This window comes from Cryptosporangium sp. NPDC048952, assembly GCF_043197895.1.
GTDB lineage: Bacteria > Actinomycetota > Actinomycetes > Mycobacteriales > Cryptosporangiaceae > Cryptosporangium.
The window spans coordinates 104,343-124,632 of sequence record NZ_JBICTY010000006.1; the positions used below are offsets into that span (position 1 = coordinate 104,343).

At 71.5% G+C, this 20,290-nt stretch carries 22 protein-coding genes and 2 tRNA genes; 11 read left to right on the top strand and 13 right to left on the bottom strand.

Going from position 1 to position 20,290, the window contains the following annotated elements:
* Positions 1-116: 116 nt before the first annotated feature.
* The 5 genes from rpmG to ACGFY5_RS30850 form a co-directional block, all read right to left on the bottom strand.
* Positions 117-248: a 50S ribosomal protein L33 gene (rpmG, locus tag ACGFY5_RS30830; RefSeq protein ID WP_240746576.1), complete on the bottom strand. Its 132-nt coding sequence runs from the start codon at positions 246-248 to the stop codon at positions 117-119.
* Positions 249-342: 94 nt separating this feature from the next.
* A tRNA-Met gene (locus ACGFY5_RS30835) sits at positions 343-415 on the bottom strand.
* A 46-nt stretch (positions 416-461) separates the two neighbouring features.
* Positions 462-534, bottom strand: a tRNA-Thr gene (locus ACGFY5_RS30840).
* A gap of 89 nt (positions 535-623) precedes the next feature.
* Complete coding sequence (locus ACGFY5_RS30845) at positions 624-3,182, bottom strand: putative bifunctional diguanylate cyclase/phosphodiesterase (protein WP_392725229.1); 2,559 nt, start codon at positions 3,180-3,182, stop codon at positions 624-626.
* Between the two features lie 114 nt (positions 3,183-3,296).
* Entirely contained in the window at positions 3,297-3,524 is a 228-nt protein-coding gene (locus ACGFY5_RS30850; RefSeq protein ID WP_392725231.1) for a hypothetical protein, read from the bottom strand.
* A 121-nt stretch (positions 3,525-3,645) separates the two neighbouring features.
* On the opposite strand from ACGFY5_RS30850, the gene ACGFY5_RS30855 reads away from it, so the two are divergent.
* Both ACGFY5_RS30855 and ACGFY5_RS30860 read left to right on the top strand, forming a co-directional pair.
* Positions 3,646-4,356 carry a M50 family metallopeptidase gene (locus ACGFY5_RS30855; protein WP_392725233.1) on the top strand — a complete coding sequence of 237 codons (711 nt, stop codon included), beginning with the start codon at positions 3,646-3,648 and terminating at the stop codon, positions 4,354-4,356.
* Positions 4,357-4,520: 164 nt separating this feature from the next.
* The gene (locus tag ACGFY5_RS30860) at positions 4,521-5,147 is read left to right on the top strand and encodes an ANTAR domain-containing protein (RefSeq protein ID WP_392725235.1); all 627 of its coding nucleotides are present in this window, start codon (positions 4,521-4,523) and stop codon (positions 5,145-5,147) included.
* On the opposite strand, the gene ACGFY5_RS30865 is transcribed toward ACGFY5_RS30860, so the two are convergent.
* Positions 5,144-7,381 (bottom strand): putative bifunctional diguanylate cyclase/phosphodiesterase, encoded by a 2,238-nt coding sequence (locus ACGFY5_RS30865; RefSeq protein ID WP_392725237.1) that lies wholly within the window; start codon positions 7,379-7,381, stop codon positions 5,144-5,146. The genes ACGFY5_RS30860 and ACGFY5_RS30865 overlap by 4 nt on opposite strands.
* A gap of 310 nt (positions 7,382-7,691) precedes the next feature.
* Here ACGFY5_RS30865 and ACGFY5_RS30870 point away from each other — a divergent pair, with 310 nt between their 5' ends.
* The 4 genes from ACGFY5_RS30870 to ACGFY5_RS30885 are packed head-to-tail and all read left to right on the top strand — an operon-like array spanning position 7,692 to position 10,098.
* Positions 7,692-8,069: a hypothetical protein gene (locus ACGFY5_RS30870; protein WP_392725239.1), complete on the top strand. Its 378-nt coding sequence runs from the start codon at positions 7,692-7,694 to the stop codon at positions 8,067-8,069.
* Positions 8,069-9,160 carry a hypothetical protein gene (locus tag ACGFY5_RS30875; protein WP_392725241.1) on the top strand — a complete coding sequence of 364 codons (1,092 nt, stop codon included), beginning with the start codon at positions 8,069-8,071 and terminating at the stop codon, positions 9,158-9,160. The genes ACGFY5_RS30870 and ACGFY5_RS30875 overlap by 1 nt, the downstream gene beginning before the upstream one ends.
* A complete protein-coding gene (locus tag ACGFY5_RS30880; RefSeq protein WP_392725243.1) occupies positions 9,157-9,675 on the top strand; it encodes a roadblock/LC7 domain-containing protein in 519 nt (172 codons plus the stop codon). The genes ACGFY5_RS30875 and ACGFY5_RS30880 overlap by 4 nt, the downstream gene beginning before the upstream one ends.
* Before the next feature lie 51 nt (positions 9,676-9,726).
* Complete coding sequence (locus tag ACGFY5_RS30885) at positions 9,727-10,098, top strand: hypothetical protein (RefSeq protein ID WP_035857859.1); 372 nt, start codon at positions 9,727-9,729, stop codon at positions 10,096-10,098.
* A 3-nt stretch (positions 10,099-10,101) separates the two neighbouring features.
* Here the strand turns inward: ACGFY5_RS30885 and ACGFY5_RS30890 are convergent, their stop codons facing one another.
* On the bottom strand, positions 10,102-10,710 hold the full coding sequence (locus tag ACGFY5_RS30890) for a TetR/AcrR family transcriptional regulator (protein WP_392725246.1): 609 nt from the start codon (positions 10,708-10,710) through the stop codon (positions 10,102-10,104).
* 76 nt (positions 10,711-10,786) lie between these two features.
* On the opposite strand from ACGFY5_RS30890, the gene ACGFY5_RS30895 reads away from it, so the two are divergent.
* Together ACGFY5_RS30895 and ACGFY5_RS30900 are read left to right on the top strand one after the other, a co-directional pair.
* A complete protein-coding gene (locus ACGFY5_RS30895) occupies positions 10,787-11,662 on the top strand; it encodes an SDR family oxidoreductase (protein ID WP_392725248.1) in 876 nt (291 codons plus the stop codon).
* Positions 11,652-12,581, top strand: a complete 930-nt coding sequence (locus ACGFY5_RS30900) for an alpha/beta hydrolase (protein WP_392725251.1) — start codon at positions 11,652-11,654, stop codon at positions 12,579-12,581. The genes ACGFY5_RS30895 and ACGFY5_RS30900 overlap by 11 nt, the downstream gene beginning before the upstream one ends.
* Here the strand turns inward: ACGFY5_RS30900 and ACGFY5_RS30905 are convergent.
* On the bottom strand, positions 12,573-14,072 hold the full coding sequence (locus tag ACGFY5_RS30905; RefSeq protein ID WP_392725253.1) for an FAD-dependent oxidoreductase: 1,500 nt from the start codon (positions 14,070-14,072) through the stop codon (positions 12,573-12,575). The two genes, ACGFY5_RS30900 and ACGFY5_RS30905, sit on opposite strands and share 9 nt — an antisense overlap.
* A gap of 197 nt (positions 14,073-14,269) precedes the next feature.
* Between ACGFY5_RS30905 and ACGFY5_RS30910 the strand changes: the two genes are divergently transcribed.
* On the top strand, positions 14,270-14,890 hold the full coding sequence (locus tag ACGFY5_RS30910) for a TetR/AcrR family transcriptional regulator (RefSeq protein WP_392725255.1): 621 nt from the start codon (positions 14,270-14,272) through the stop codon (positions 14,888-14,890).
* Here ACGFY5_RS30910 and ACGFY5_RS30915 read toward each other — a convergent pair.
* From ACGFY5_RS30915 to ACGFY5_RS30935, 5 genes are all read right to left on the bottom strand, one after another.
* A complete protein-coding gene (locus tag ACGFY5_RS30915; protein ID WP_392725257.1) occupies positions 14,887-15,420 on the bottom strand; it encodes a PaaI family thioesterase in 534 nt (177 codons plus the stop codon). The two genes, ACGFY5_RS30910 and ACGFY5_RS30915, sit on opposite strands and share 4 nt — an antisense overlap.
* Complete coding sequence (locus tag ACGFY5_RS30920; RefSeq protein ID WP_392725260.1) at positions 15,421-16,572, bottom strand: helix-turn-helix domain-containing protein; 1,152 nt, start codon at positions 16,570-16,572, stop codon at positions 15,421-15,423.
* Between the two features lie 42 nt (positions 16,573-16,614).
* Entirely contained in the window at positions 16,615-17,040 is a 426-nt protein-coding gene (locus ACGFY5_RS30925) for a hypothetical protein (RefSeq protein WP_392725263.1), read from the bottom strand.
* A gap of 103 nt (positions 17,041-17,143) precedes the next feature.
* Positions 17,144-17,446, bottom strand: coding sequence for an antibiotic biosynthesis monooxygenase family protein (locus tag ACGFY5_RS30930; protein ID WP_392725264.1), 303 nt, complete (start codon positions 17,444-17,446; stop codon positions 17,144-17,146).
* 10 nt (positions 17,447-17,456) lie between these two features.
* Positions 17,457-17,840, bottom strand: coding sequence for a hypothetical protein (locus ACGFY5_RS30935; protein WP_392725267.1), 384 nt, complete (start codon positions 17,838-17,840; stop codon positions 17,457-17,459).
* A 297-nt stretch (positions 17,841-18,137) separates the two neighbouring features.
* Between ACGFY5_RS30935 and ACGFY5_RS30940 the strand changes: the two genes are divergently transcribed.
* Both ACGFY5_RS30940 and ACGFY5_RS30945 read left to right on the top strand, forming a co-directional pair.
* Complete coding sequence (locus tag ACGFY5_RS30940; protein WP_392725270.1) at positions 18,138-18,278, top strand: hypothetical protein; 141 nt, start codon at positions 18,138-18,140, stop codon at positions 18,276-18,278.
* Positions 18,279-18,495: 217 nt separating this feature from the next.
* Positions 18,496-20,262: a trypsin-like peptidase domain-containing protein gene (locus ACGFY5_RS30945; RefSeq protein ID WP_392725272.1), complete on the top strand. Its 1,767-nt coding sequence runs from the start codon at positions 18,496-18,498 to the stop codon at positions 20,260-20,262.
* Positions 20,263-20,290 lie beyond the last annotated feature (28 nt).

Sequence of the window (20,290 nt, forward strand, 5' to 3'; positions counted from 1 at the left end):
TCTTAGCGGGTCTCGCGGTGGGGCTGGTGCTTGCCGCAGCCGGACCGGCGCAGAACTTCTTAGCGGGTCTCGCGGTGGGGCTGGTGCTTGCCGCAGCCGGACCGGCGCAGAACTTCTTAGCGGGTCTCGCGGTGGGGCTGGTGCTTGCCGCAGTTGGGGCAGAACTTCTTCACCTCGAGCCGGTCGGGGTCGTTCCGCCGGTTCTTCTTGGTGATGTAGTTACGGTTCTTGCACTCCACGCAAGCCATCGTGATCTTCGGTCGGACGTCGGTGGCGGCCACGGAAGTGCCTCTTTCTACGTAATCGGGTTCGGTGCTCGACCTACGAGCTTACCTGGCACGGTAGCGGTGGCCGGACTTGAACCGGCGACACAGCGATTATGAGCCGCTTGCTCTGCCATCTGAGCTACACCGCCATTGGCAGCGAGCTTCACTGCCGGGCATCCAACCTAGGCGAATCGGAGCCCCCTTACGGAATCGAACCGTAGACCTTCTCCTTACCATGGAGACGCTCTGCCGACTGAGCTAAGGGGGCCTTGCGAGCCGCTGCAAAGATTACACGGCCCGCCCCGCACATGCGAAATCGGTATCCCCGATACGCCGAAAAACCGCGCCGACCAGCACTTATCCGTGCTGCCCCACGACCCGCAACCGGCGCGTCGCCTCATCCGCATCCGGAGAGGCGTCCGGCGAGGACGACGTCCGCGCGGCGACCCACGACTCGAGCCGGTCGGCCGGCAGCGGCCGCGCGAACAGGAACCCCTGCGCGATGTCGCAGCCCATCTCCTCGAGATGCGCCAGCACCCGCTCGCTCTCCACGCCCTCGGCCACCACCGAGAGTCCCAAGTGCTGTCCCAGCCCCACGATCGACCGCACGATGCCCAGATCGGCCGCGTCGGTGTTCATCCCGAGCACGAACGAGCGGTCGATCTTGATCTCGTGCACCGGGATCGTGCGCAGGTAGCTGAACGACGACGTGCCCACCCCGAAGTCATCTAGCGAGAGCCGCACCCCGCGGTCGGCCAGCCGACGCAGCGTCGCCAGCGGACGTTCGGCGTCGGTGAGCGCACCGCCCTCGATGATCTCCAACGTGAGCAGCCCGGCGGGCACGCCCGCCTCGTCCAGCAGCTGGTCCAGGTCGTCCGGGAAGTCGGGATCCTCCAGCGTCCGCGCCGAGAGGTTCACCGACACCCCCAGTGGACGCCCACGGTCCTGCCAGCGCCGGCACTCCGCGAGCGCCGCCCGCAGCACCCAGCGCGTGAGCGGCCCGATCAGCCCGGTGTGCTCGGCGACCGGTACGAACTCCCCCGGCATCAGCAGACCCTGATCCGGGTGCTCCCACCGCACCAGGCACTCCACCCCGATCAGCTCCCGCGTGGAGAGCGCGACCTTGGGCTGGTAGTGGACCGTCAGCTCGTCCTTCTCGATCGCCCGGCGGAGTTCGGGCACCAGGCTCAGCCGGTGGACGCTGCGCGACTCCATCGTCGTGGCGTAAACCGCGACGCCCCGGGGCAGCGCCTTGGCCGCATCGGTGGCGGCGTCCACGCGCCGGAACAGCGACTCGCTGTCGTCGCCGTGGTCGGGGAACAGCACCACGCCGACCGCGGCGCCGACCTCGATCGTGAAGTTCTCCAGCGGGAACGGCTCGATCGCGACCCGCCGCAGCTCGGTGGCGAGCGACACCACGCCGTCGACGCCCGACGCGCGCAGCAGGACGGCGAACTCGTCGCCGCCCAGCCGGGCCACCAGGGCGCCGTCGGGGGCGTGCGACCGCAGCCGGCTCCCGACCTCGGCGAGCAGCCGGTCGCCCGCCTTGTGTCCCAGCGTCTCGTTGACGCCGCGCAGGGCGTCGATGTCGAACTCCAGCAGTGCGACGACCTCGTCGGGCACCGGGTCGACAGCGATCGCGGCCTCCACGGCCTCGACCAGGCGCCGCCGGTTGGGCAGCCCGGTCGTCGTGTCGTGGTACGCGTCGTACCGCAGCCGTTCGACCAGCCGCGAGTTCTCCACCGCCACTGCGGCGTGCGCGGCGAGCGTCTCCAGCAGCCGCACGTCGGCCGCGCCGAACGTCGCGAGGTCGTGGAGACGGTCGGCGACCTCGAGGCAGCCGACGACGGCGGTGCCCGACCGCAGCGGGACGACGATCAGATCCTTCACCTCGCGGCCGCGCAGAGCGCGGCGCAACCGGAGGTCGGCGTTGGCGCCGCGGGGGCCGAGGTGCACGGTGACGCCGGTGTCGAGCACGCGGCGGCGGATCGGGTCCTCGCCGATCTGCTCGTCGATCAGGCCGGCCTGATCGACGCGGGCGACCAGCGCGGTCTCCGGATGACGTCCCAGGGCGGGCATCCAGAGCGTGGCCGACTCGGCCGACAGCAGCTCGCGGACCCGCGTGAGCATCGTGTCGGCGAGGCTGTTCTCCTGCCGGGCCGTGCTGACCGCCCGGGTGAACGCGTACAGCTCTCCCAGGCTCTTGTGCTGCGCCAGGAACTGCGCGTAGGCGCGGTATCCGGCCACGAGCACGACCGCGAGCACGACGAGCAGCGCCAGCGCCGCCATGTTGACCTTGAGCACGATCAGGACGACGAGCCCGACCGTGGTGTTCAGCACACCGACCGAGATCGACGCGATGACCAGGCGGGTGACCGCGACCGGTGCCGGACGCCCCTCGTAGAGCGTGATCGCCGCCAGGATGCCGGCGAAGCTCACCAGGTCGGCCAGGCCGACCGCGAGCAGCACGGAGACCCAGAGCAGCGGCTTCGTGGTGTCGAGCGGGCTCATGTACGCGAACACCGCGACCGCGACGCCGGTCTCGGCGGCCGCGACCGTGCAGTTCGTGACGAACTTGTGCGGCGTCGTGCGTCTGACCGCGTTGACCACGATCACTGCGGTCAGGCGGCTGATGACCAGCGCCAGCGGGGAGAGCCAGTAGAGCCCGAGCACCAGCGGGATCTCGGAGATCGAGAACGAGTGCGTCTCGCGGCGCAGCTGGACGTGCAGCTGGGTGGCTTCGCCGACCAGGAACAGGCCGATGAACACCGGGATCAGCCAGCCCGGCGCCAGCGAAGCACCGGTGACCGTGATAGCCGCCTCGGTGCCGGCGAGGCCGACCGCGGCCGTGACGAGAACCAGCGGCCAGAGCCGGGTGGGAACCCCGGCGATGCGCCGCCTCGTCACTTCGGCCACGCGCACCTCCCCGGCAGTGCCATCCCAGGCAGTATCAGTCCAGCTTGGGCGATCACATCATGCCGGACCCGCTGAGCGCTCTTCGCGGAACGGTGCACAGATTCGGCGCAACGGTCAGGTCCAGCTGGACCCAATGGGCAGGCCGGTATCGACCGTCCCGGACACGGTTCCGGCATTCGTCTCCGGCGTCCCGCCAGTGTTGCGCGAAACGGTGACAACGTCGGGCGCCGGCTCGGCTGCCACTGCGGCCGGAGACCAGAACAGGCCGCCGGCGAGGGCAGCGAACAGCCCTACGACGGCCAGCCGGCCGCCGATCGCGCCACCGGCGGAAGGTTCCCGCATCATTTCCCCCTTGGCATTACAAAAAACCCAATACCACCAATAAGGGATTGTCTCACGCTCTTGCCCCACGGTCACCAAGGGCGCTCACCTGAGAGTGGTGGGCATGTGCGACCCTCCCCGCGTGGACGAGCGGAGCCTGAGCGAGGTCTGGAACAACGTCCTGGGAACGCAGCCCGAGCCAGCCAACTGGATCGTGCTCGCGGCCGCGGTTCTCGCGTTGGTCGCGGTCGTCCCCCACGCGGTCTGGCGGATCTCCCGCAACATCGTGACGATCGCCCACGAGGGTGGCCACGCGCTGGCTGCCGTTCTGTCCGGCCGCCGCCTGACCGGCATCCGCCTGCACTCCGACACGTCCGGCGTCACGGTGTCGAAGGGCAAGCCCTACGGTCCGGGCATGGTCGCCACCGGCGTCGCCGGTTACATCACACCTTCGCTGCTCGGCCTGCTCGGCGCCGCCCTGCTCACCGCCGGGCACATCACCGCGATGCTCTGGCTCGCGATCGCCGGCCTCGCCGCGCTGCTGGTGATGATCCGCAACTTCTACGGTGTGCTCTCGGTGGCGGTCACCGGCGGCCTGGTGTTCGTCGTGTCCTGGTTCGGCACGCCCCAGGTCCAGGCGGGATTCGCTTACGCGTTCACCTGGTTCCTGCTGGTCGGCGGCGCCCGCCCGGTGGTGGAGCTGCAACGGCTCCGCCGTCGCGGACAGGCTCCGCACTCCGACGCCGATCAGCTCGCCAGGCTGACCGGGCTGCACCCCCTGCTCTGGGTCGCGCTCTTCGCGTTCGTCGCGCTCACCTGCCTCCTGCTCGGGGTTCGCTGGCTGCTGACCTGAGGCCCGCGACCGTCGACCGGGGACAGTTGCACCACCACTCGCGGTCGATCGGCATAATGGCAGCGCACATCTTCGGGAACACGGTTGAGCAGCCAGCCGCCCTATTGGGGAGGGGTGGCTGGGTAGTGGTATCAGCGGGTCCTGCGGGCGATCCCGCAATCCCGATGGACGTCACGTCTCTGCGCGACGAACTGCTGAAAGTCCGGGCCGAGCTCGACGGCCTCCGTGAGGCCATGAGCCGCCGGGCGGTGATCGAACAGGCCAAGGGCGTGTTCATGGAGCGGTACGGCGTCGACGACGAGGGTGCGTTCGCCCGGCTCGTGAGTCTCTCGCAGAGCACCAACGTGAAGCTCGTGCAGATCGCGGCCGACGTGGTGGCGCGATCGGGCGTCGGCAACGCGGACAACGGCCGGGCGAGCTGGATCGACCGTGCCCTGGACGCGTTCGGCGAACCGGCGCTCGTCCTGAGCCCGGTGCCGACCGAGCGGGGAACGGTGGCCGACTTCCAGGTCGACCACGCCAACCGGTCGGCGCTGCGCTGGATGGGCCGGCCGCGGGAGCGGGTGGTACGGGGCACGACGACCGAGCTCTTTCCGGCCGCGTCCGCGACGGTGCTGGTCAACGCGTGTCGCCGCACGCTGGCGACCGGCACGGCCGTGGGTGGTCCGTGGCTCGCGCCGGACGAGGACGGCAACGACGCCCGACGCGGGATACGGCTGCACGCCACCCGCATCACCACCGTGGTGCTGGTCACGTGGCAGCGGGCGACCGTCGAGGGCGATACCGCCTAGGAGAGCGAGGCGGCGAACTCGTCCGGGGCCATCGGCCCGGCGAAGTACCAGCCCTGCCCGGCATCGCAGCCGAGTTCACGGAGACGGTCGGCCTGTCCGGCCGTCTCCACGCCCTCGGCGGTGACGCTCAGGCCGAGCGCGTGGGCCAGCCCGACCAGGGCGCCCACCACTTCTGCATCCATGCCCGTGTCCAGGTCGGCGCCGATGCCGCTGGTGCCGGCGAGCTTCAGCTCCCGCACCGGCAGGTGCCGCAGCGTCGAAAGGTTCGAGTAGCCGGAGCCGAAGTCGTCGATCGCGATGCCGATGCCCTCACCGGCCAGCGCCTGCAGCACCTCGGTAGGAGCCTCGGCGCCGCCGACGATCGCGCTCTCGGTGATTTCGAGCTGGAGCGCCTCCGGCGGCAGCCCGGACCGCGTCAACGCCACGGCGACGTCGTTGAGCAGCGACGGGTCGGCCACCTGGCGGGCGGCGATGTTGACGCTCACCAGCGGCGCTTCGGTGCCGACCGTCCGCCAGCGCGCCGCCTGGCGGCAGGCCTCGGAGAGCACCCACCGCCCCAGCGGAACGATGAAACCGGTCTCCTCCGCCAGCGGAATGAACTGCGCCGGCTCGAGGACGCCGAACCGCGGGTGGTTCCAGCGCACCAGCGCCTCGGCGGCGCGCACCGAGTCGTCCGGGAACCCGACGATCGGCTGGAATTCCAGCTGGAACGCCCCGCTCTCCAGCGCGGCGGGCATCGCGGCGGCCAAGCGCCGGCGGGCGGTCTCCCGTTCGCCGCGGCCGGCCTCGAACGCCGCCCAGGACCGGGTGGGGTCGGCTTTCGCCCACTCCAGCGCGGTCTGGGCGGCGCGCAGCACCCCCGAGGCGTCCGCACCGGCCGCGTCGACCTCGGCCACGCCGATCGTCGCGGTGACCGGGATCGCGTGCGCGCCGACGGCGAACGGGCGGGCGAGCACCGCGAGCACCCGGCGGGCCAGCGCGTCGGCGGCGCCCCGGTAACCGCCGGGACCCACCAGGACCCCGAAGTCGTCGCCGTCGATGCGGGCCACCAGGTGACCGGCGCGGGCGACCTCCTCGCTCAGCCGGTCCGCGACCGACGCGAGGATCTGGTCACCCGCCTCGTGCCCGAGGCTGTCGTTCACCGCGGCGAGCCCGTCGATGTCGATGACGAGGATGCCGACCGGGTCGCGCGGCCCGGTGCGCACCAGCACCTCGCGGAGCCGGTCGAAGAACAGCGCCCGGTTCGGCAGGCTGGTGAGCGGGTCGTGCAGCGCCTGGTGCACGAGGCGGGCCCGCATCCGGCGCCGCTCGGTGACGTCCTCGATGACCGTGAGCTGGTAGCGCGTCCGATCGTCGAGGCGGGCCAGCGACGTTCCCGGCTCGTCCGCCGGATCGCCCTCGGAGCCGTCCCCCGGCGTGATGACCGACGTCGTCAACTGCACCCAGATGACGCCGCCACCGTTGACGACGAGCGGCCGCTCGCCGGTGACCGGCGCGGGCGCGTCCCCACGCAACCCCACCTCGGTGGGGCCGGCGAACGCACCGTCGCGGTGCACCAGGTCGTCGAGCCGACGCTGGCGCAGTTGTTTGAGCGTGTAGCCGAGCATCGTGCGCAGGGCCGGGTTGGCCTCCAGGATCGTGCCGTCCCACTCGCTGATCGCGATGCCGACGCCCGCGTTGTCGAACACCGCGCGGAACCGGGCCGCGTGCGCCTTGGACGCCGCTTCCAGATCGGCGCGGGCAGCGAGGTCGGCGCGGCGGAGCTCCTCCTGCTGGGTGAGCGTCTGCGAGCGCAGCGCCTCGGTGTACCCGGCCACCAGCGCCGCACGCAGGGCCGAGAGCCGGGACGACCGGTCGACGGCGCCGGGGCGCACGAGGCTGTCCGATCCGGACGGAGTTTCGGTCGGCCGCCGCGCCCGCGACGCGGTCGGGACGCCCAGCGGCGCGAGCACGGCGTCGTCGAACAGTTCGATCGTGCGTCCGATGAACGCCGGGGACGCGAAGTGCCGAGCGACGAGCGCGGCGCCGACCTCACGGCCCGGCTGGCTCTGGAACGGCACCGTCGACAGCGACCGCAGGAGACGGGCCGTGTGCCCGCGCAGCTCGGCCTCGATCTCGGCGGAGCTCATCGGGACGAAGCAGGTCTCGTTGGCGATCTGCCACCAGCGATGGGCCACGGCGTCGACAACTGCCGGAGCCACTACGACCCCGGTGCCGCCTGCGCGTACCGCCACGCGCGAGCCTCCGCTGTGCTCCGTCGGACTTGCCTTGCGACCGCCGAGCATACGGGCGGTACGGAACAGCCGGTACCGGGCGTCCGTCCGAGGTGCGACACCAGCCGGACAGGTGTCGCTCAAATACACGGCGGCAATACATACCTGAAGGTATAAACCCGAACCTCATAGAATACGTACCGCACCCACACCAGCGCTCGCTGTAGTCGTAAGATCCGTGCCGGGGCGCACGACCGGCTGGCCCCGTTCGGTTACTGGCTGCTCACCAGTTCCCGCGCGGCCCAGCCTCACCGGCAGGGAGAGGTGACGTGTGCCCGGGATCGACGAGAGCCTCCGCCACGCCATGTCCATTCCGGGCGTGCTGGGCGCCGGATTGGTCGACTACGCCTCCGGGCTCGCGGTAGGCAGCGCCGGCGACTGGCCCTGCGGCGAGGAGCCGGCCGCCGCCGGTGCCACGGAGGTGGCCCGGGCCGCGCTGGAGAACGCGACGTTCGCGGTCTCGGCCGCGGGCGACGTCGTCGAAGACATCGTGGTGGCGTCGGCCGCCCGCTATCACGTGCTCCGCTTCCTCAACACACGATTGGACAGCCGGCTGTTCCTCTACTTATGGCTCGACCGGGAGCACGCCAACCTGGCGATCGCCCGGCACCGGCTCGCCGGGCTCGCCGCCGACCTGGTGCTCGGCTGATGGCCACCCACGCGACGGCCACACACCGGGAAGGGCTCGACTCCGGCACGTGGCGCACCCTCGTCGAGGCGCTGGACGAGTCGACGACGAACCGCGCGACCGGCGCGCTGCACGTCGACGGCGTGATCAGCGGGTCGATCTACCTGATCGACGGCGAGGTGTACTACGTCCACACCCCTGCGGCGCCCGGGGTCGACTGCCTGTTACAGGCGTCCGGCACGGTGGCGACACCCGCGTTCCAGAGCGCGTGGACGACCGGCGCGGCATCCGGACAGGTCGGCGACGTCCTGGTCAAGTCCGGTGCGCTCAGCCGCGGCGAGGCCGAGTTGTGCACGGCGTCCGCGATCACCGACGGGGCGTACGCGCTGCTCACCGCCTCACCGGCCGACACGGGGCCGGTGCGCTTCGCGGCCGGCGACGGACACTGGTGGGGCCCGGTGCGCCGCATCGGCGCCGACGCGCTCGACGTCCAGATCCGAAAACGGAAACGGCTGCTCGAGCGGACACCACCGGCGAACGTGGACGACCAGCCGGTGGTCGCCACCATGCGGCTCGGGCGGCACCACGTCGTGCTCACCGACCTGCAGTGGGAACTGATCGTCCACGCCAACGGGCGGCGCACGCCCCGCGAACTGGCCCGGCTGCTCGGCCGATCCGCGTTCAACACGATCCTCGAATCCCGCCGCCTCGTCACGGCCGGCTTGATCCAGGTGGCCCGCCAGGAGCCCGCGCCCGAACCGACCGCTCGCCCGACGTCGACCGAGGCAGTGGACAGCACCACCGCGGACCCGCAGCCGACCGAAGCGGCTGGGGAGTCGGGTGAAGGCTGGCGGAGCGGGCTGCGCGGCGCCGGCCGAAGCAGCCGCCGGAAGCCGGAGCTGCCGACCCGCAAGCCCGAGCTGCCGACCCGCAGACCCGACCCGGCCCATCCGATGCCGCTGCCGCGCCGCCAACCCGGCGCAGCGCTGCGGGGCGTGGTGCCGATGCAACCCCGCGCCGAGGCGGCCAGGGAACCGTCGATCCTCGACGTCCCGGAGCCGGACCACAGCCTGCTGTCGCGGGTGCGCAACGCCCTCGAGGGGCTGCGGTGAGCGCTCGCTGGCCGCTCGGCCCCCGCCGCGTACCGATCGGACCCGGTCCGCGTCTCAACGGAGCGATCCCGACCAGACGGCTCATCGGCAAGAAAGTGTTCGGACTCGACGGAGGCAGTGCGGTGGAGATCGAAGCGGACGTCCTGGCCCAGATCAGGGGGTTACGCGACCGCGTGCGCCACGTGGCGGGGAGCCTTGTCGCCAGCGTCGACGGACGGCTGGTGGCGCACGACACGCACGGCATCGAGCCGGACGGGATGGCGGCCCTGTCGGCAGCGGTACTCGGCCTGAGCCAGCGTCTGATCGAGACGGTCGGGCCGGGGCAGTTCGCCGAGACCGTCACCCGCGGCACGCATGGCTACGTGGCGACCTACGCGGCCGGTCCGCGCGCCGTACTGACCGTCGTGACCGGCGAAGAGACCAACATCGGCCGGCTCCACCTGGAGGCCCGGCAGGTCGCGAACCGTCTCGCGGACCTGCTGGACGCCGTCGGCTCGGCGGGAGGTGGTCGCTGACCTGACCGCGACCCGCACCACCACATCGATCACCAGACGAAGGAGAAACCAATGGCAAGTGTGGACACCGCGCTCAAAGAGGCCATGACGATCGAGGGATCGATCGGCGTGGCGCTCGTCGACTACAACAGCGGGATGGCGCTCGGCACGTTAGGCGGCACGAAGGACTTCGACCTCAACGTCGCCGCCGCCGGGAACACCGACGTCGTCCGCGCCAAGATGCGCACGATGGAGATGCTGAACCTCGGCGACAGCATCGAGGACATCCTCATCACGCTGCGGAACCAGTACCACCTGATCCGCCCGGTGCAGTCGCGGTCGGGCAAGGGGTTGTTCCTCTACCTCTCGCTTGACCGCGGGCGGGCGAACCTGGCCATGGCCAGGCACATGCTCTCGCGGGTCGAGAGTGACCTGGAAGTCTGAGTTCTAAGGGGTCCGGGGCGGTGATCCCGCCGCCCCGGACCCAAGTACGGCCCTCGCGAAGTCGGTGGCTTCGTCAGCCAGATCCGTGAGCCGGTCGGCCCGGCCGTCCTCCACCGCTTCGAGCACCAACTCGTTGAGCCCGCCGATCACCGCGGTGGCCATCGCGGGCGAGAGCTCGACCCGCTCCACCAGCATCGCGGCGAAATCCTGCTGGCCCCGGCGCCGCAGCCGCAGCGCTTCCGGCCCGGCCGACGGCAGTTCGAGCAGCATGGCGCGGGTGAGCGCGGGATCGCTCTGCAGCGCGGTGAGGTAGGCCGACACCGCCGCCCGCACCTGGTCGCGCCAGTCCAGCTCCGGACGCGCGGCCTCGCCGACCACGTGCAGCAGCCGATCGCTCGCCGCGGCGTACACCGCGAGGAAGCACTCCTGCTTGTCGGCGAAGTGCTCGTAGAACGTCCGCTTCGAGACGCGCGCGTGCCGGGCGACGTCGGCGATTGTGACTGCCCCGTACCCCTTCTCGACCAGTGCCGTGGCCATCCCGGAGAGCAGGCGGCCCCGGTGGCCACCCGCGGTGTCGTCGAGGTTCGTCTGCCGCATTGCCGCAGTAGTCAACGCTTCACCCTCCTCGCCCGAAATGGTACCGTCACCCCCATTCTGGTACGGGCTAGTACCACAACGGAGGCGCGCTGTGACACGACGGCCGACCGTGCTGATCACGGGTGCCGCCCGTGGCATCGGTGCCGAACTCGCCCGACAGGCCACCGACGTGGGGGCTCGGGTAGCGCTGGTCGGGCTGGAGCCTGCCCTGCTGTCCGAACTCGCCGAATCGCTGCCGGGCGCGACCTGGGTCGAGTGCGACGTCACCGACCAGCGCGCTCTGGAGGCCGCGGTCGAGCGCACGCTGGCCGAACACGGCGCGATCGACGTCGTCGTGGCCAACGCCGGGATCGCCAACCACGGCACGGTGGCCGTGACGCCGCCCGAGGTCGTCGCCCGCGTGATCGAGGTCAACCTGCTCGGCGTCGTCCGCACGGTGACGGCCACGCTGCCGGCGGTCACCGCCAGCCGCGGGCACTACCTGCTGATCTCCTCCGCGGCCGCGTTCGCGATGCTGCCCGGACTGGCGCCCTACGCGGCGGCCAAGGCCGGGGTCGAGCAGTTCGCGAACTGCCTGCGGCTCGAAGTGGCCCACAAGGGCGTGACCGTCGGCTCCGCGCATCCGATCTGGATCGACACCGACATGGTGCGCTCGCTCGCGTCGGACCTGGCTACGTTCCGCGACGGGCTGCGCCGGGTGCCCGGCCCGCTGGGCCGGACCGTCTCGGTGGAGGACTGCGCGTCCGCGCTGCTCGACGGCATCCTCCGACGTGCGCGGAGGGTGTACGTCCCGCGGTCGGTGGCCGTTCTTTCCGCGCTCCGGACGCTGTCCCTGGGGCCGCTGTTCGACCGGGCCGTCAGCGCCCGGGCGAAGACCATGGTGCCGCAGTTCGAAGCCGAAGTGGCGGCGAGCGGCCGCTTCTTCGGCAGCCACAGCACAGCTTTGGGAGGCGACGATGCCCGTTGACCCGTCCATCGAGCCGTTACTGGCGCTCCTCAACTCACCGGGAATGCCCCGACTCGGTGCGGGTGCGCCGGACGAGGCGCGGCGGACCTTCCGCGCCATGACGGTCGACCTTCGTGATCCCGCGACGCTGGTGCCGGTTGCGTCGATCGAAGACGTGTCCGTGGGACCCCTACCCGGGCGGATCTACCGGCCTTCCACCGCAGGGCCGGTGCCGACGGTCGTCTTCTTCCACGGCGGCGGGTTCGTGCTCGGCGACATCGACACCCACGACGACCACGCGCGGTGGATCTGCCGCGAGGTCGGCGCTGTCGTGCTCAGCGTCGGGTACCGGCTGGCACCGGAGTCGCGGTGGCCGGAGCCCGTGGACGACGCCCTGTCGGCCGTCCGGTGGGCCGCCGAGCACGTCGACTCGCTCGGTGGGGACGCGACCCGGATCGCTGTCGCCGGGGACAGCGCGGGCGGCAACCTGGCCGCTGTCGTCGCACAGGACGCCCGGGACGCCGGTGGCCCGGCCATCGCGGCGCAGCTGCTGCTCTACCCCGCGACGGACTTCGTCGAGGAGTGGCCCTCGATGGCGGAGAACGCCGAGGGTTACTTCCTCACCGCGTCCGACATGGCGTGGTTCAGCGCCAACTACTTTCCGCCGACCGTCGATCCGGCCGACCCGCGGCTGTCGCCGCTGCGCGGGCGGCTGGAGGGGCTGCCGCCGGCGGTGGTCGTCACCGCCGAGTTCGACCCGCTGCGCGACGCCGGCGAGGCGTACGCGGCGGCTCTCTCCGCAGCGGGCGTACCGACCGTCGCGCACCGCTTCGACGGGCTCATCCACGGGTTCTTCGCGATGGCGGTCACGTCGCCGGCGTGCGAGAAGGCGCTCCGGACGTCGTGCGCGTCGCTGCGGGAACTGTTGAACTCACACTGACGCGAGCTCGACCGCGACGCGCTGGGCGGGAATTTTCACGGGGCCGGCCAGCGCCACGAGGACGTCCTCGCGGGTGGGGGCGTCGTCGGTCCCGGCGCGCCAGCCCGATTCCTGGGTGGCCCGGACGCGCCCGACCACGTCCGGGTCGTTGAGCACCGCCGAGGGCACGACGAGCAGGTTCTGCATCCGCGTCCAGGCGGACCAGACCTGCGGATCGCGCTGCGCCGCCGTCGCCAGCTCGGCGTGCGCGGTGGACCCCCCGTCGAGGACGACGGAGTCGCGGAACCAGGGTGCGATCTCCGCCCCGATCGCGGCGTCCATCGCGAGCGTGCGTGCGGCGGCGTCGGCCGGGGTGAGGCCCGGGTGGGCGTCGACGGCCTGCACCAGCCGCACCGCGGAGAGCATCGCCAGCGTGATGCCCCGGCCGTGACCGGGTGGTGTCGCGCAGACCGCGTCCCCGACCGGCAGCAACCCGACGACGAGCGGGCGCCCGTTCTTCGTCAGCCGTTGGAGGCGGTTGTCGGCGCTGGTGAGGCGCGCGACCCGGGTCAGCCGCCGGCTGGCACTCTCGTCGACCCACTCGCCGAAGCCCGGGACCAGCGCGGCCGCCCGGTCGAACGCGCGACCGTCGACGAGCGCGTCGAAGGCCCGTTCGTCGGCCGGTACCTCGAACGTCACGGCGAACACCCCGGCCTCGGCCGGCACCAACCGGCTCGTGTAGCCGTCGTGGGCACCGACGAGCGGCACGGCCGGCCCGGGGTTGCCGCCGTGCGTCTCGTAGAAGCGGGTGTGCGACGTGACAGCGCCGGGCGTCTCCTCGACGTCCAGCGGGGCGCCACCGGCCGCCAGCAGCCAGCCGGGCACCGGTGAGCGCCGGCCCGCCGCGTCCACGACCAGGTCCGCGGGGATGAACTGGCCACCGGCCAGCCGGACCGCCGTGACCCGCGGGAACTCGCCCTTGCCGACGACCAGGCCCACCGCGGACAGCCCGGAGAGCAGCGTGACGCCACGCTCGGCCAGCACCGCGCGGCGCAGGACCCACTCGAACACCGACCGCCGGGCGGCCAGTCCCACCAACCGCGGGTCGTCGTCGACCGGACCGGTCAACGTGGACGGTACGTGCTGCGTCAGCCGAACCTCACCGATGTCGGCCCGGCGCATCGCGGCCAGGACGTCCGGCGCCTCGGCCGCGAGCAGCTCCCGGCACCGCGCCGGGAAGACGTGCGCGTGCGCCGCCTGGGGCGCGCTGGAGCGCCACCACCAGCGGGCGTCGGCGAGACCCGCGGGCGCGGCGATCCGCTCCTGCTCGATCACGACGACACGGTGGCCGCGACGCCCCAGCAGGAGTGCCGTGGTGAGACCGCCGATGCCGGCGCCCACGACGACGACGTCGAGCGGCGTCAGCGCATCGTGGACCGTCGCTCGGCGAACCGGACCACCAACCCGGGACGATTGGCGCCTGCGGAGCTTGAACCAGGAACTGACAGCCACGTTGCGATTCTTCCCACAGGAGTAGCGAAGGCACCAAATTACGTCCGTCTAGTCCAGAGGTTGCCGATTAACTCACGATGACAACCGGAATAAACTCCTGTCGCCAGACAAGTGTGACTCGCGGCGAGTCGGGCAAGGATAGGCTCGTTTGCCGCCCAGGCCCACGACCCCCGACTCCGAGCTGTGGGGAACAGCCAGTGACCACGACCTCGACCGCCAGAACCCCCGCGCCCCGGGGCCGACCCCGCGATCCCGCACTCGAAGACCGTGTCTTCCGTGCGGCCATCGAGCTGTTCGGCCAGAAGGGCTGGGCGGGGTTCACGATCGACGGTGTCGCGCGCGCCGCCGGCGTCGGCAAGGCCTCGCTCTACCTCCGCTGGGAGAGCAAACAGCAACTGCTCTTCGACGCGCTCGCCGCGCGCGCGACCGTCGACGTCTCGATCGACACCGGCGACATCCGCTCCGACCTGCGCAACCTCGGCTCGCAACTGCTCGGCATGTTCTGGGCCGACGGTGGTGTCACCTACATGCGCCTGGTCGTCGAGGGCGCGGTGCACGACGAGTTCGCCGAGCACCGCGACCGGCTGACGCATCCCACGATGCTCGCCGCCCGGCAGATCGTCCGGCGCGCGACGGCCCGCGGCGAGCTGCCGGCGGGCACGTCGCCCGCGCTGGTGCTCGACGCGATCCTCGGCGCGACGATCATGCACGTCGCGGTGACGCCGGTGGAGTTGCGTGACGTCGCCCGCGAGCAGAGCGACCAGTACCTCGATCAGCTCGTCGACCTGGTTCTGGCGGGGGTGCGCGGAACGGCCTAGCCGCGGGCGTCGCGCGGAGGGGCACCGTCCGGTTCCGGAGGGCCGTAGCGGCCTGCCCGACCGTCCGCCGGCAGCAGCACCTGCGTGCACCGGCTGGTGGCCAGCAGGACGCCCTCGGCGTCGTGCAGTTCCGCCGCGCAGAACACCACGCGGCGCGTCCGCCGGATCACCTCTCCGGTGGCGCGCAGCAGCCCGGGCCGGGAGCTGCGCAGGAACTCCACCCGCAGGTCCGCGGTGAGGAACGCCTGGTCGTTGTCGAGCACGGTCCAGCACGCGCCGCCCATCGCGGCGTCGAGCAGCGCGGTGACGAGCCCGCCCTGCACGATCGGGCCACCCGCGGACGGGAAGCAGTAGTCGGGCGTGGCGTCCCATTCGACAGTGCTGCTGCCCGGCTCCCATCCGGCCTGCCGGTAGCCGAGCGTCCGCCAGAGGTGCGGGCCCTCGCCGTCGACGTCGGCCCAGAGTTCGGGGTCGCTGAACCGCTCCCCGGCCGTGATGCCGCGCCCGGAGACCAGTTTCTCGTCGGTCATCTATTCCTCCGTCGTGCGTAACGATGCGGCGATCCGGGAGCCGAGGCCGAGCACGAACCGGTCCCAGCTCCGGCGCGGGTCACGTCCGGTCAACTCCCGCACCCGGCGTAGGCGGTACCGCAAACTCTGCGGGTGCAATCCCACGTTCGCGGCGGCGGTGGTGGCCGACCCGGCGGCCAGGAACGCGTCCAGGCCTTCGCGGACGTGCTCCTGGCCCGGGTCGAGCAGCGCGCCGAGCAGGTGCCGCGCGACGATCTCCGGCTCGGCCGGGTGTCCGGCCAGCAGCGCGAGCGCGTGCCCGTCGGACTCGCCGAGGAGTGGGCCGCCCTCGTAGGCGTCCGCGGGGGCGAGGTCGAGCGTGAGCGTGGCCAGGCGGTAGGCGTCGACGAGGGTGTCCGCCCGCGGCGGGCGGATCGCGCAACCACGACACCCCACCGCGTCGAGCGCCTTCCGAACGACGGCGTCGTCGAGCGCCGGCATCAGCAGTACGGCCCGCGGCCCCCGCGCGGTGACCAGCGCGCTCTCCCCGACGCCGAGCTCCTTCGCGAGCCGCGCGCCTTCGTTGCGTTCGGCGAGCAGGAGGGTCGCCGGGCTGGGCAGGGTGATCCCCAGGGCGCGGGAGCGGTCGGCGGCCGCGCCGGGGTGGGCCTGACGTCCGGCCAGCAGGTCGTCGAAAAAATCGCGGACGGCCCGGTCGCGGTCGGCGGTCAGCCGCTCCGCGGAGACGCTGTACCCCTCGTAGATCGACTCGGTCAGCTGGTCGAAGCTGCTCAGCCAGAGCCGGGTGAACGCGATCGCGTCGGCGACCGTCAGCATCGGCTCGACCAGCTCCACGATCCGGTCGATAGCGGTGTTCGCCGCGACCCGGTAGGCGCGCAGGACGCTCGGCAGCGGCCGCCCGTCCGCGGCCCGCGCGGCGCCGATGCCCCGCACCCGGAGCAGGTCGTCGGGGCTCAGCTCGGCCCGGTCCACCCAGAGGTCGAGGAACCGCCGTAACACCCAGAGCGCGATCGCCCGCACCTCGGCGAGCTGCCGGACGTCCAGGGACCGGTAGGCCGGAATCTCCGCGACGATCCGCTCGACGACCAGGTCGCCGATGTGGCCCTCGACTGCGAGCACGGCCCGGCGCACGGCGGCCCGGTCGGAAGGCATGCCGCCCACCTCAGCAGCTTTGCCGGCCGCTGACAAGGGAACTCAGGCGGCGGCTGCCGGCGAGAGCACGCTCAGGTCGTCGACGAGCGTCGAGCACTCCGCCATCAGCGTCCGCGGTACTCGGATCGTCTGCTGGTGTCCCGCGCGTCCGACCTGGCTGCCCAGGTGCGCCGCCAGCCAGTCGAGGACGACGACCAGGTGGGCGCGCAGGTCCACGAGCAGGAGGTCGAGCTCGGCCAGCTCCTCGGCGAGCACCGTGCGGTTCGTCCACCGACCGGGGTTGGTGGACGAACCGGCGAGCCACGCGCTCGCGCGCTGCCCGGCGTCGGCAGCGCCCAGAACGGTGCGGATGTCCGGCGGCACCGCGGCGGTGATCCGGAGCAGGCTGTAGGCCGCGCGGGCCGTCAGCGCCTGACGGATCTCGTGCTGGTGCTGCAGCTCGTCGAGGCTTTCGTAGTTGTTCGACACATTCGTCCAGTCGGCCGCACCAGCGGCCGCTGAAGGGCAGCGTCGAACCGCACCCTGTCCGCAACCGCGCCGCAGGCGCGGTTGGTCCTGACCTGGAGCCCGTCTAGGGCCGCGCGCTCTGGATTACTTCGAACTCGAGGAGGGACGAGCCGGACGCGACCGGGCGGGCGCGCTCGCCGGAGTGCGCCTCCATGGCCGGGCCGTTCACCCATGCCTGGAAGTGCTCTTCGGTCTCCCAGCGGGTGTAGACGAAGTAGCGGGTCTCCCCCTTCACCGGACGCAGCAGCTCGAACCCGAGGAAGCCGGGCGAACCCTCGACCGCACCGTGCCGCGCGCCGAAGCGCTTCTCCAGCTCGGGGCCGGCGCCCTCGGGAACCTCGATCGCGTTGATCTTCACGACAGCCATGCAGGGGAGCCTAACCGCCGTGCACCCGGTCGAGCTCGACCTCCTCGGCGTCCGGCACCCGGGGCTCCGGACGCGTCGCCGCGAACGCCCCGCACACGACCGCGACGAACAAGTAGCCGAGCGCCACCGGCCCGTTCATGTTCCAGCCGACTTCCGGTGCGTGGATCAGCCCGATGAACGAGAGCACCACACCCACCGCGGCCACCCGCGCGTTGTCCATGCCCTCGGTGAAGTTGTAGACGCCGAGCGGGATCGCTGTCGCGAGCAGCGGCCCGACCTCTTTCAACCCGTCGAAAAGCTCCCCGAAGTGGAGGTTCGGGATCGCGCACGCGATGTCCTTCGCGGCGGCGGTCACGTCGGGGACGCTCATCGCGCCGCGGAACGCGGTGAGCACCGCGGCGGTCGGCTCGATCGACGAGCGCGGTTGTCGTCACCCCGTCAACTGACCCACCGAACGGTCGAGTTCGTACGAACCGGAGGGTCAGACCTCGCAGGCCGGATCGGCAGACCCACTCCGGGCCAGCACGGGATCTCCTCGCGATCGACTGACGGGCTCTCCGCGCGGCCGTCAGATGGAACCGGTCAGTGTTCGCAGGCGAACGTTCCGGGCGTTCCCGTGACGATCACGAACTCAGCGGCCGACACCGACCCTGGTTACACGCTTCCGACACGACCGGAAAGGACCGGGACGATGACCATCTCGCTGGAGCTGCTGACCGACCGACGTTGCCCGTTCGACCGCCTGGACGGGGCTGCCTGCCCTGGTACGAGCGGTTGTGTCGGACGAACCGACTTCACCGAGAACGACCCGGGAACCCCGGCCTCGCTCTGACCCGCACGCGGGCTCGCTGTCGCGATGCGACAGTGCAGCTCAGCCGGTGAATCGACGGCACTGTCGGGCTTCCGACTCCCCGCCGGAACCGGCCACTTGTCCGGTTACGCCGCCCTGGGCCCCGTGATAACTTTCTCCGGATTCATGGTCCAGTCACAGGCGCCGGCCGCCGCCGATGATCGACGCTTTTCTCACCCTCCGAGTGGAGGAACTCCCCATGCGTCTGCCTCGTCTCAGACTGACCGCCGCCGTACTCGCTGTAGGCGTCACGGCTCTCACACTCGGTATCGCCACTCCCGCCGAGGCCCACAAGCACCCGACGCCCGTCGAGCTCATCTCCCCGGCCGTCGTCCGGATCATGACGTACGGCAAGGTCAGCATCTCGCTGATCGAGCACAACTTCCGCGGGTCCACCGGTAACGACATCTCGCTCGTGCAGCGCTCCTACCAGCCACTGCTCGCTACCGGCAGCGGCTCGGTGGTCAACCCGAGCGGCACGATCGTCACGTCTCCCACCGTCACCGGCGTCGACCTGAACCGGGCCGCGATCTTCGCGGTCAACAAGATCTTCAACGAGCGGTACGGCGACGGCGCTCCGATGCCTGCCGACCCGTACGCCAAGGCCAAGCCGTCGGCCAACACCAGCGACGTCGTCAGCAAGCGGCTGCAGCGCTGCTACTCGGGCAACACCACGGACGAGACCGGCGGATGCGTCATCTTCACGCAGGCCGTCGTCACCGTTCAGCCGTTCGTCGCCGACCAGAAGCAGTTCGGTGACCTCCCGGCCGAGGTCGTGTACCCCACGGCCGGTAAGAAGTCCGACGTGGCGGTTCTGAAGGTCGGCGCGAGCAGCATGCCGTCCGTGGTGCTCGGCTCGTCGGCCGACGAGGTCGAAGCGGTCAGCTCGCTCGGCTTCACGAACACGCCGGGCGACGAGAAGTCGCTCAAGCTCACCCAGGCCCACTTCACGAAGAAGGGCAGCGGCCTGGTCCGCCCGAACGACGACTACCTGGCGCAGCTGAAGACCGGATTCACCAGCGGCATGTCGGGTGGTCCGGTCGTCTCCGAGAAGGGCGAGGTCGTCGGCTTCCTCGCGCAGAGCGGCAACGACATCAAGCTGGTCGGGCCGGATGCGATCTCCGAGGCGCTGGCCGCCGTCGGCGTCGAGCCCGAGCGCGGCCCCACCGACCTCACCTACGAGAACGCGCTGCACAACTACAACAACCAGCTGTACACGGCGGCGGCGCCGAACCTGGAGCAGGTGCTCAAGCTCTACCCGGGGCACGCGCTGGCCACCGAGAAGCTGGCGACCGCCCAGCAGCGCAAGGGCACGTCGGCAGACAAGGGCACGAACGGCGCCACCGACACGTCGGGCTTCGGCAACACCGACGACGGCAGTTCGAGCGACTCCGGTGGTTCCACGAACATCCTGCTCTGGGGTGGTCTGGGTGCTGTCGCCGTGCTCGCGCTGCTGCTCGGCGTCGTGCTGCTGCGCGGCCGCGGCGGCAAGGGCACACCGGCTCCGGACGGGTCGAGCCACGACCCGAACCTGATGCCCGGTTACGGCGCGCCCTACCCCGGCCAGGCCGGTCCGCCGCCGGGGTGGGTCGATCCGCGCTACCAGCAGTACGCCGGCCAGCAGCCGTACCCCGGGGTTCCCGCGTACAGCGAGACACCGTTCGCCGGGGCACCGGATCCGAACTCGGAGGCACAGACCGTCCTCCGGTACTCGCCGACGAACCCCCCGCCGGTCAGCGGAGCGCCGGCGATCACCGGGCCGGCGGTCCCGGGCGGGAGCAACCCGTCCGGCGCCACCGCGGTGATCGGCGGCCAGGGCGCCGAGGGTGCGGGTGCGCAGGCCGGGCCGCTGGCCGGGGCTCTCGCCACCCACGGCGACCACGCGGCCGGCAGCTGTGACCAATGTGGGCAGCCGCTCCAGCCGGGGCAGCAGTTCTGCGGATACTGCGGGAACCGGGTGCACTGAACCGTGTCGAACCAACCGGTGGTCAGCG

Bases quoted from the DNA above. Each gene is read 5' to 3' on its own strand.
- ACGFY5_RS30940 (WP_392725270.1), top strand. From the start codon at position 18,138: ATGACCATCTCGCTGGAGCTGCTGACCGACCGACGTTGCCCGTTCGAC.
- ACGFY5_RS30920 (WP_392725260.1), bottom strand. From the start codon at position 16,572: ATGCCTTCCGACCGGGCCGCCGTGCGCCGGGCCGTGCTCGCAGTCGAG.
- ACGFY5_RS30900 (WP_392725251.1), top strand. From the start codon at position 11,652: ATGCCCGTTGACCCGTCCATCGAGCCGTTACTGGCGCTCCTCAACTCA.
- ACGFY5_RS30915 (WP_392725257.1), bottom strand. From the start codon at position 15,420: ATGACCGACGAGAAACTGGTCTCCGGGCGCGGCATCACGGCCGGGGAG.
- ACGFY5_RS30850 (WP_392725231.1), bottom strand. From the start codon at position 3,524: ATGCGGGAACCTTCCGCCGGTGGCGCGATCGGCGGCCGGCTGGCCGTC.
- ACGFY5_RS30860 (WP_392725235.1), top strand. From the start codon at position 4,521: ATGGACGTCACGTCTCTGCGCGACGAACTGCTGAAAGTCCGGGCCGAG.
- ACGFY5_RS30885 (WP_035857859.1), top strand. From the start codon at position 9,727: ATGGCAAGTGTGGACACCGCGCTCAAAGAGGCCATGACGATCGAGGGA.
- ACGFY5_RS30930 (WP_392725264.1), bottom strand. From the start codon at position 17,446: ATGGCTGTCGTGAAGATCAACGCGATCGAGGTTCCCGAGGGCGCCGGC.
- ACGFY5_RS30875 (WP_392725241.1), top strand. From the start codon at position 8,069: ATGGCCACCCACGCGACGGCCACACACCGGGAAGGGCTCGACTCCGGC.
- ACGFY5_RS30945 (WP_392725272.1), top strand. From the start codon at position 18,496: ATGCGTCTGCCTCGTCTCAGACTGACCGCCGCCGTACTCGCTGTAGGC.
- rpmG (WP_240746576.1), bottom strand. From the start codon at position 248: ATGGCTTGCGTGGAGTGCAAGAACCGTAACTACATCACCAAGAAGAAC.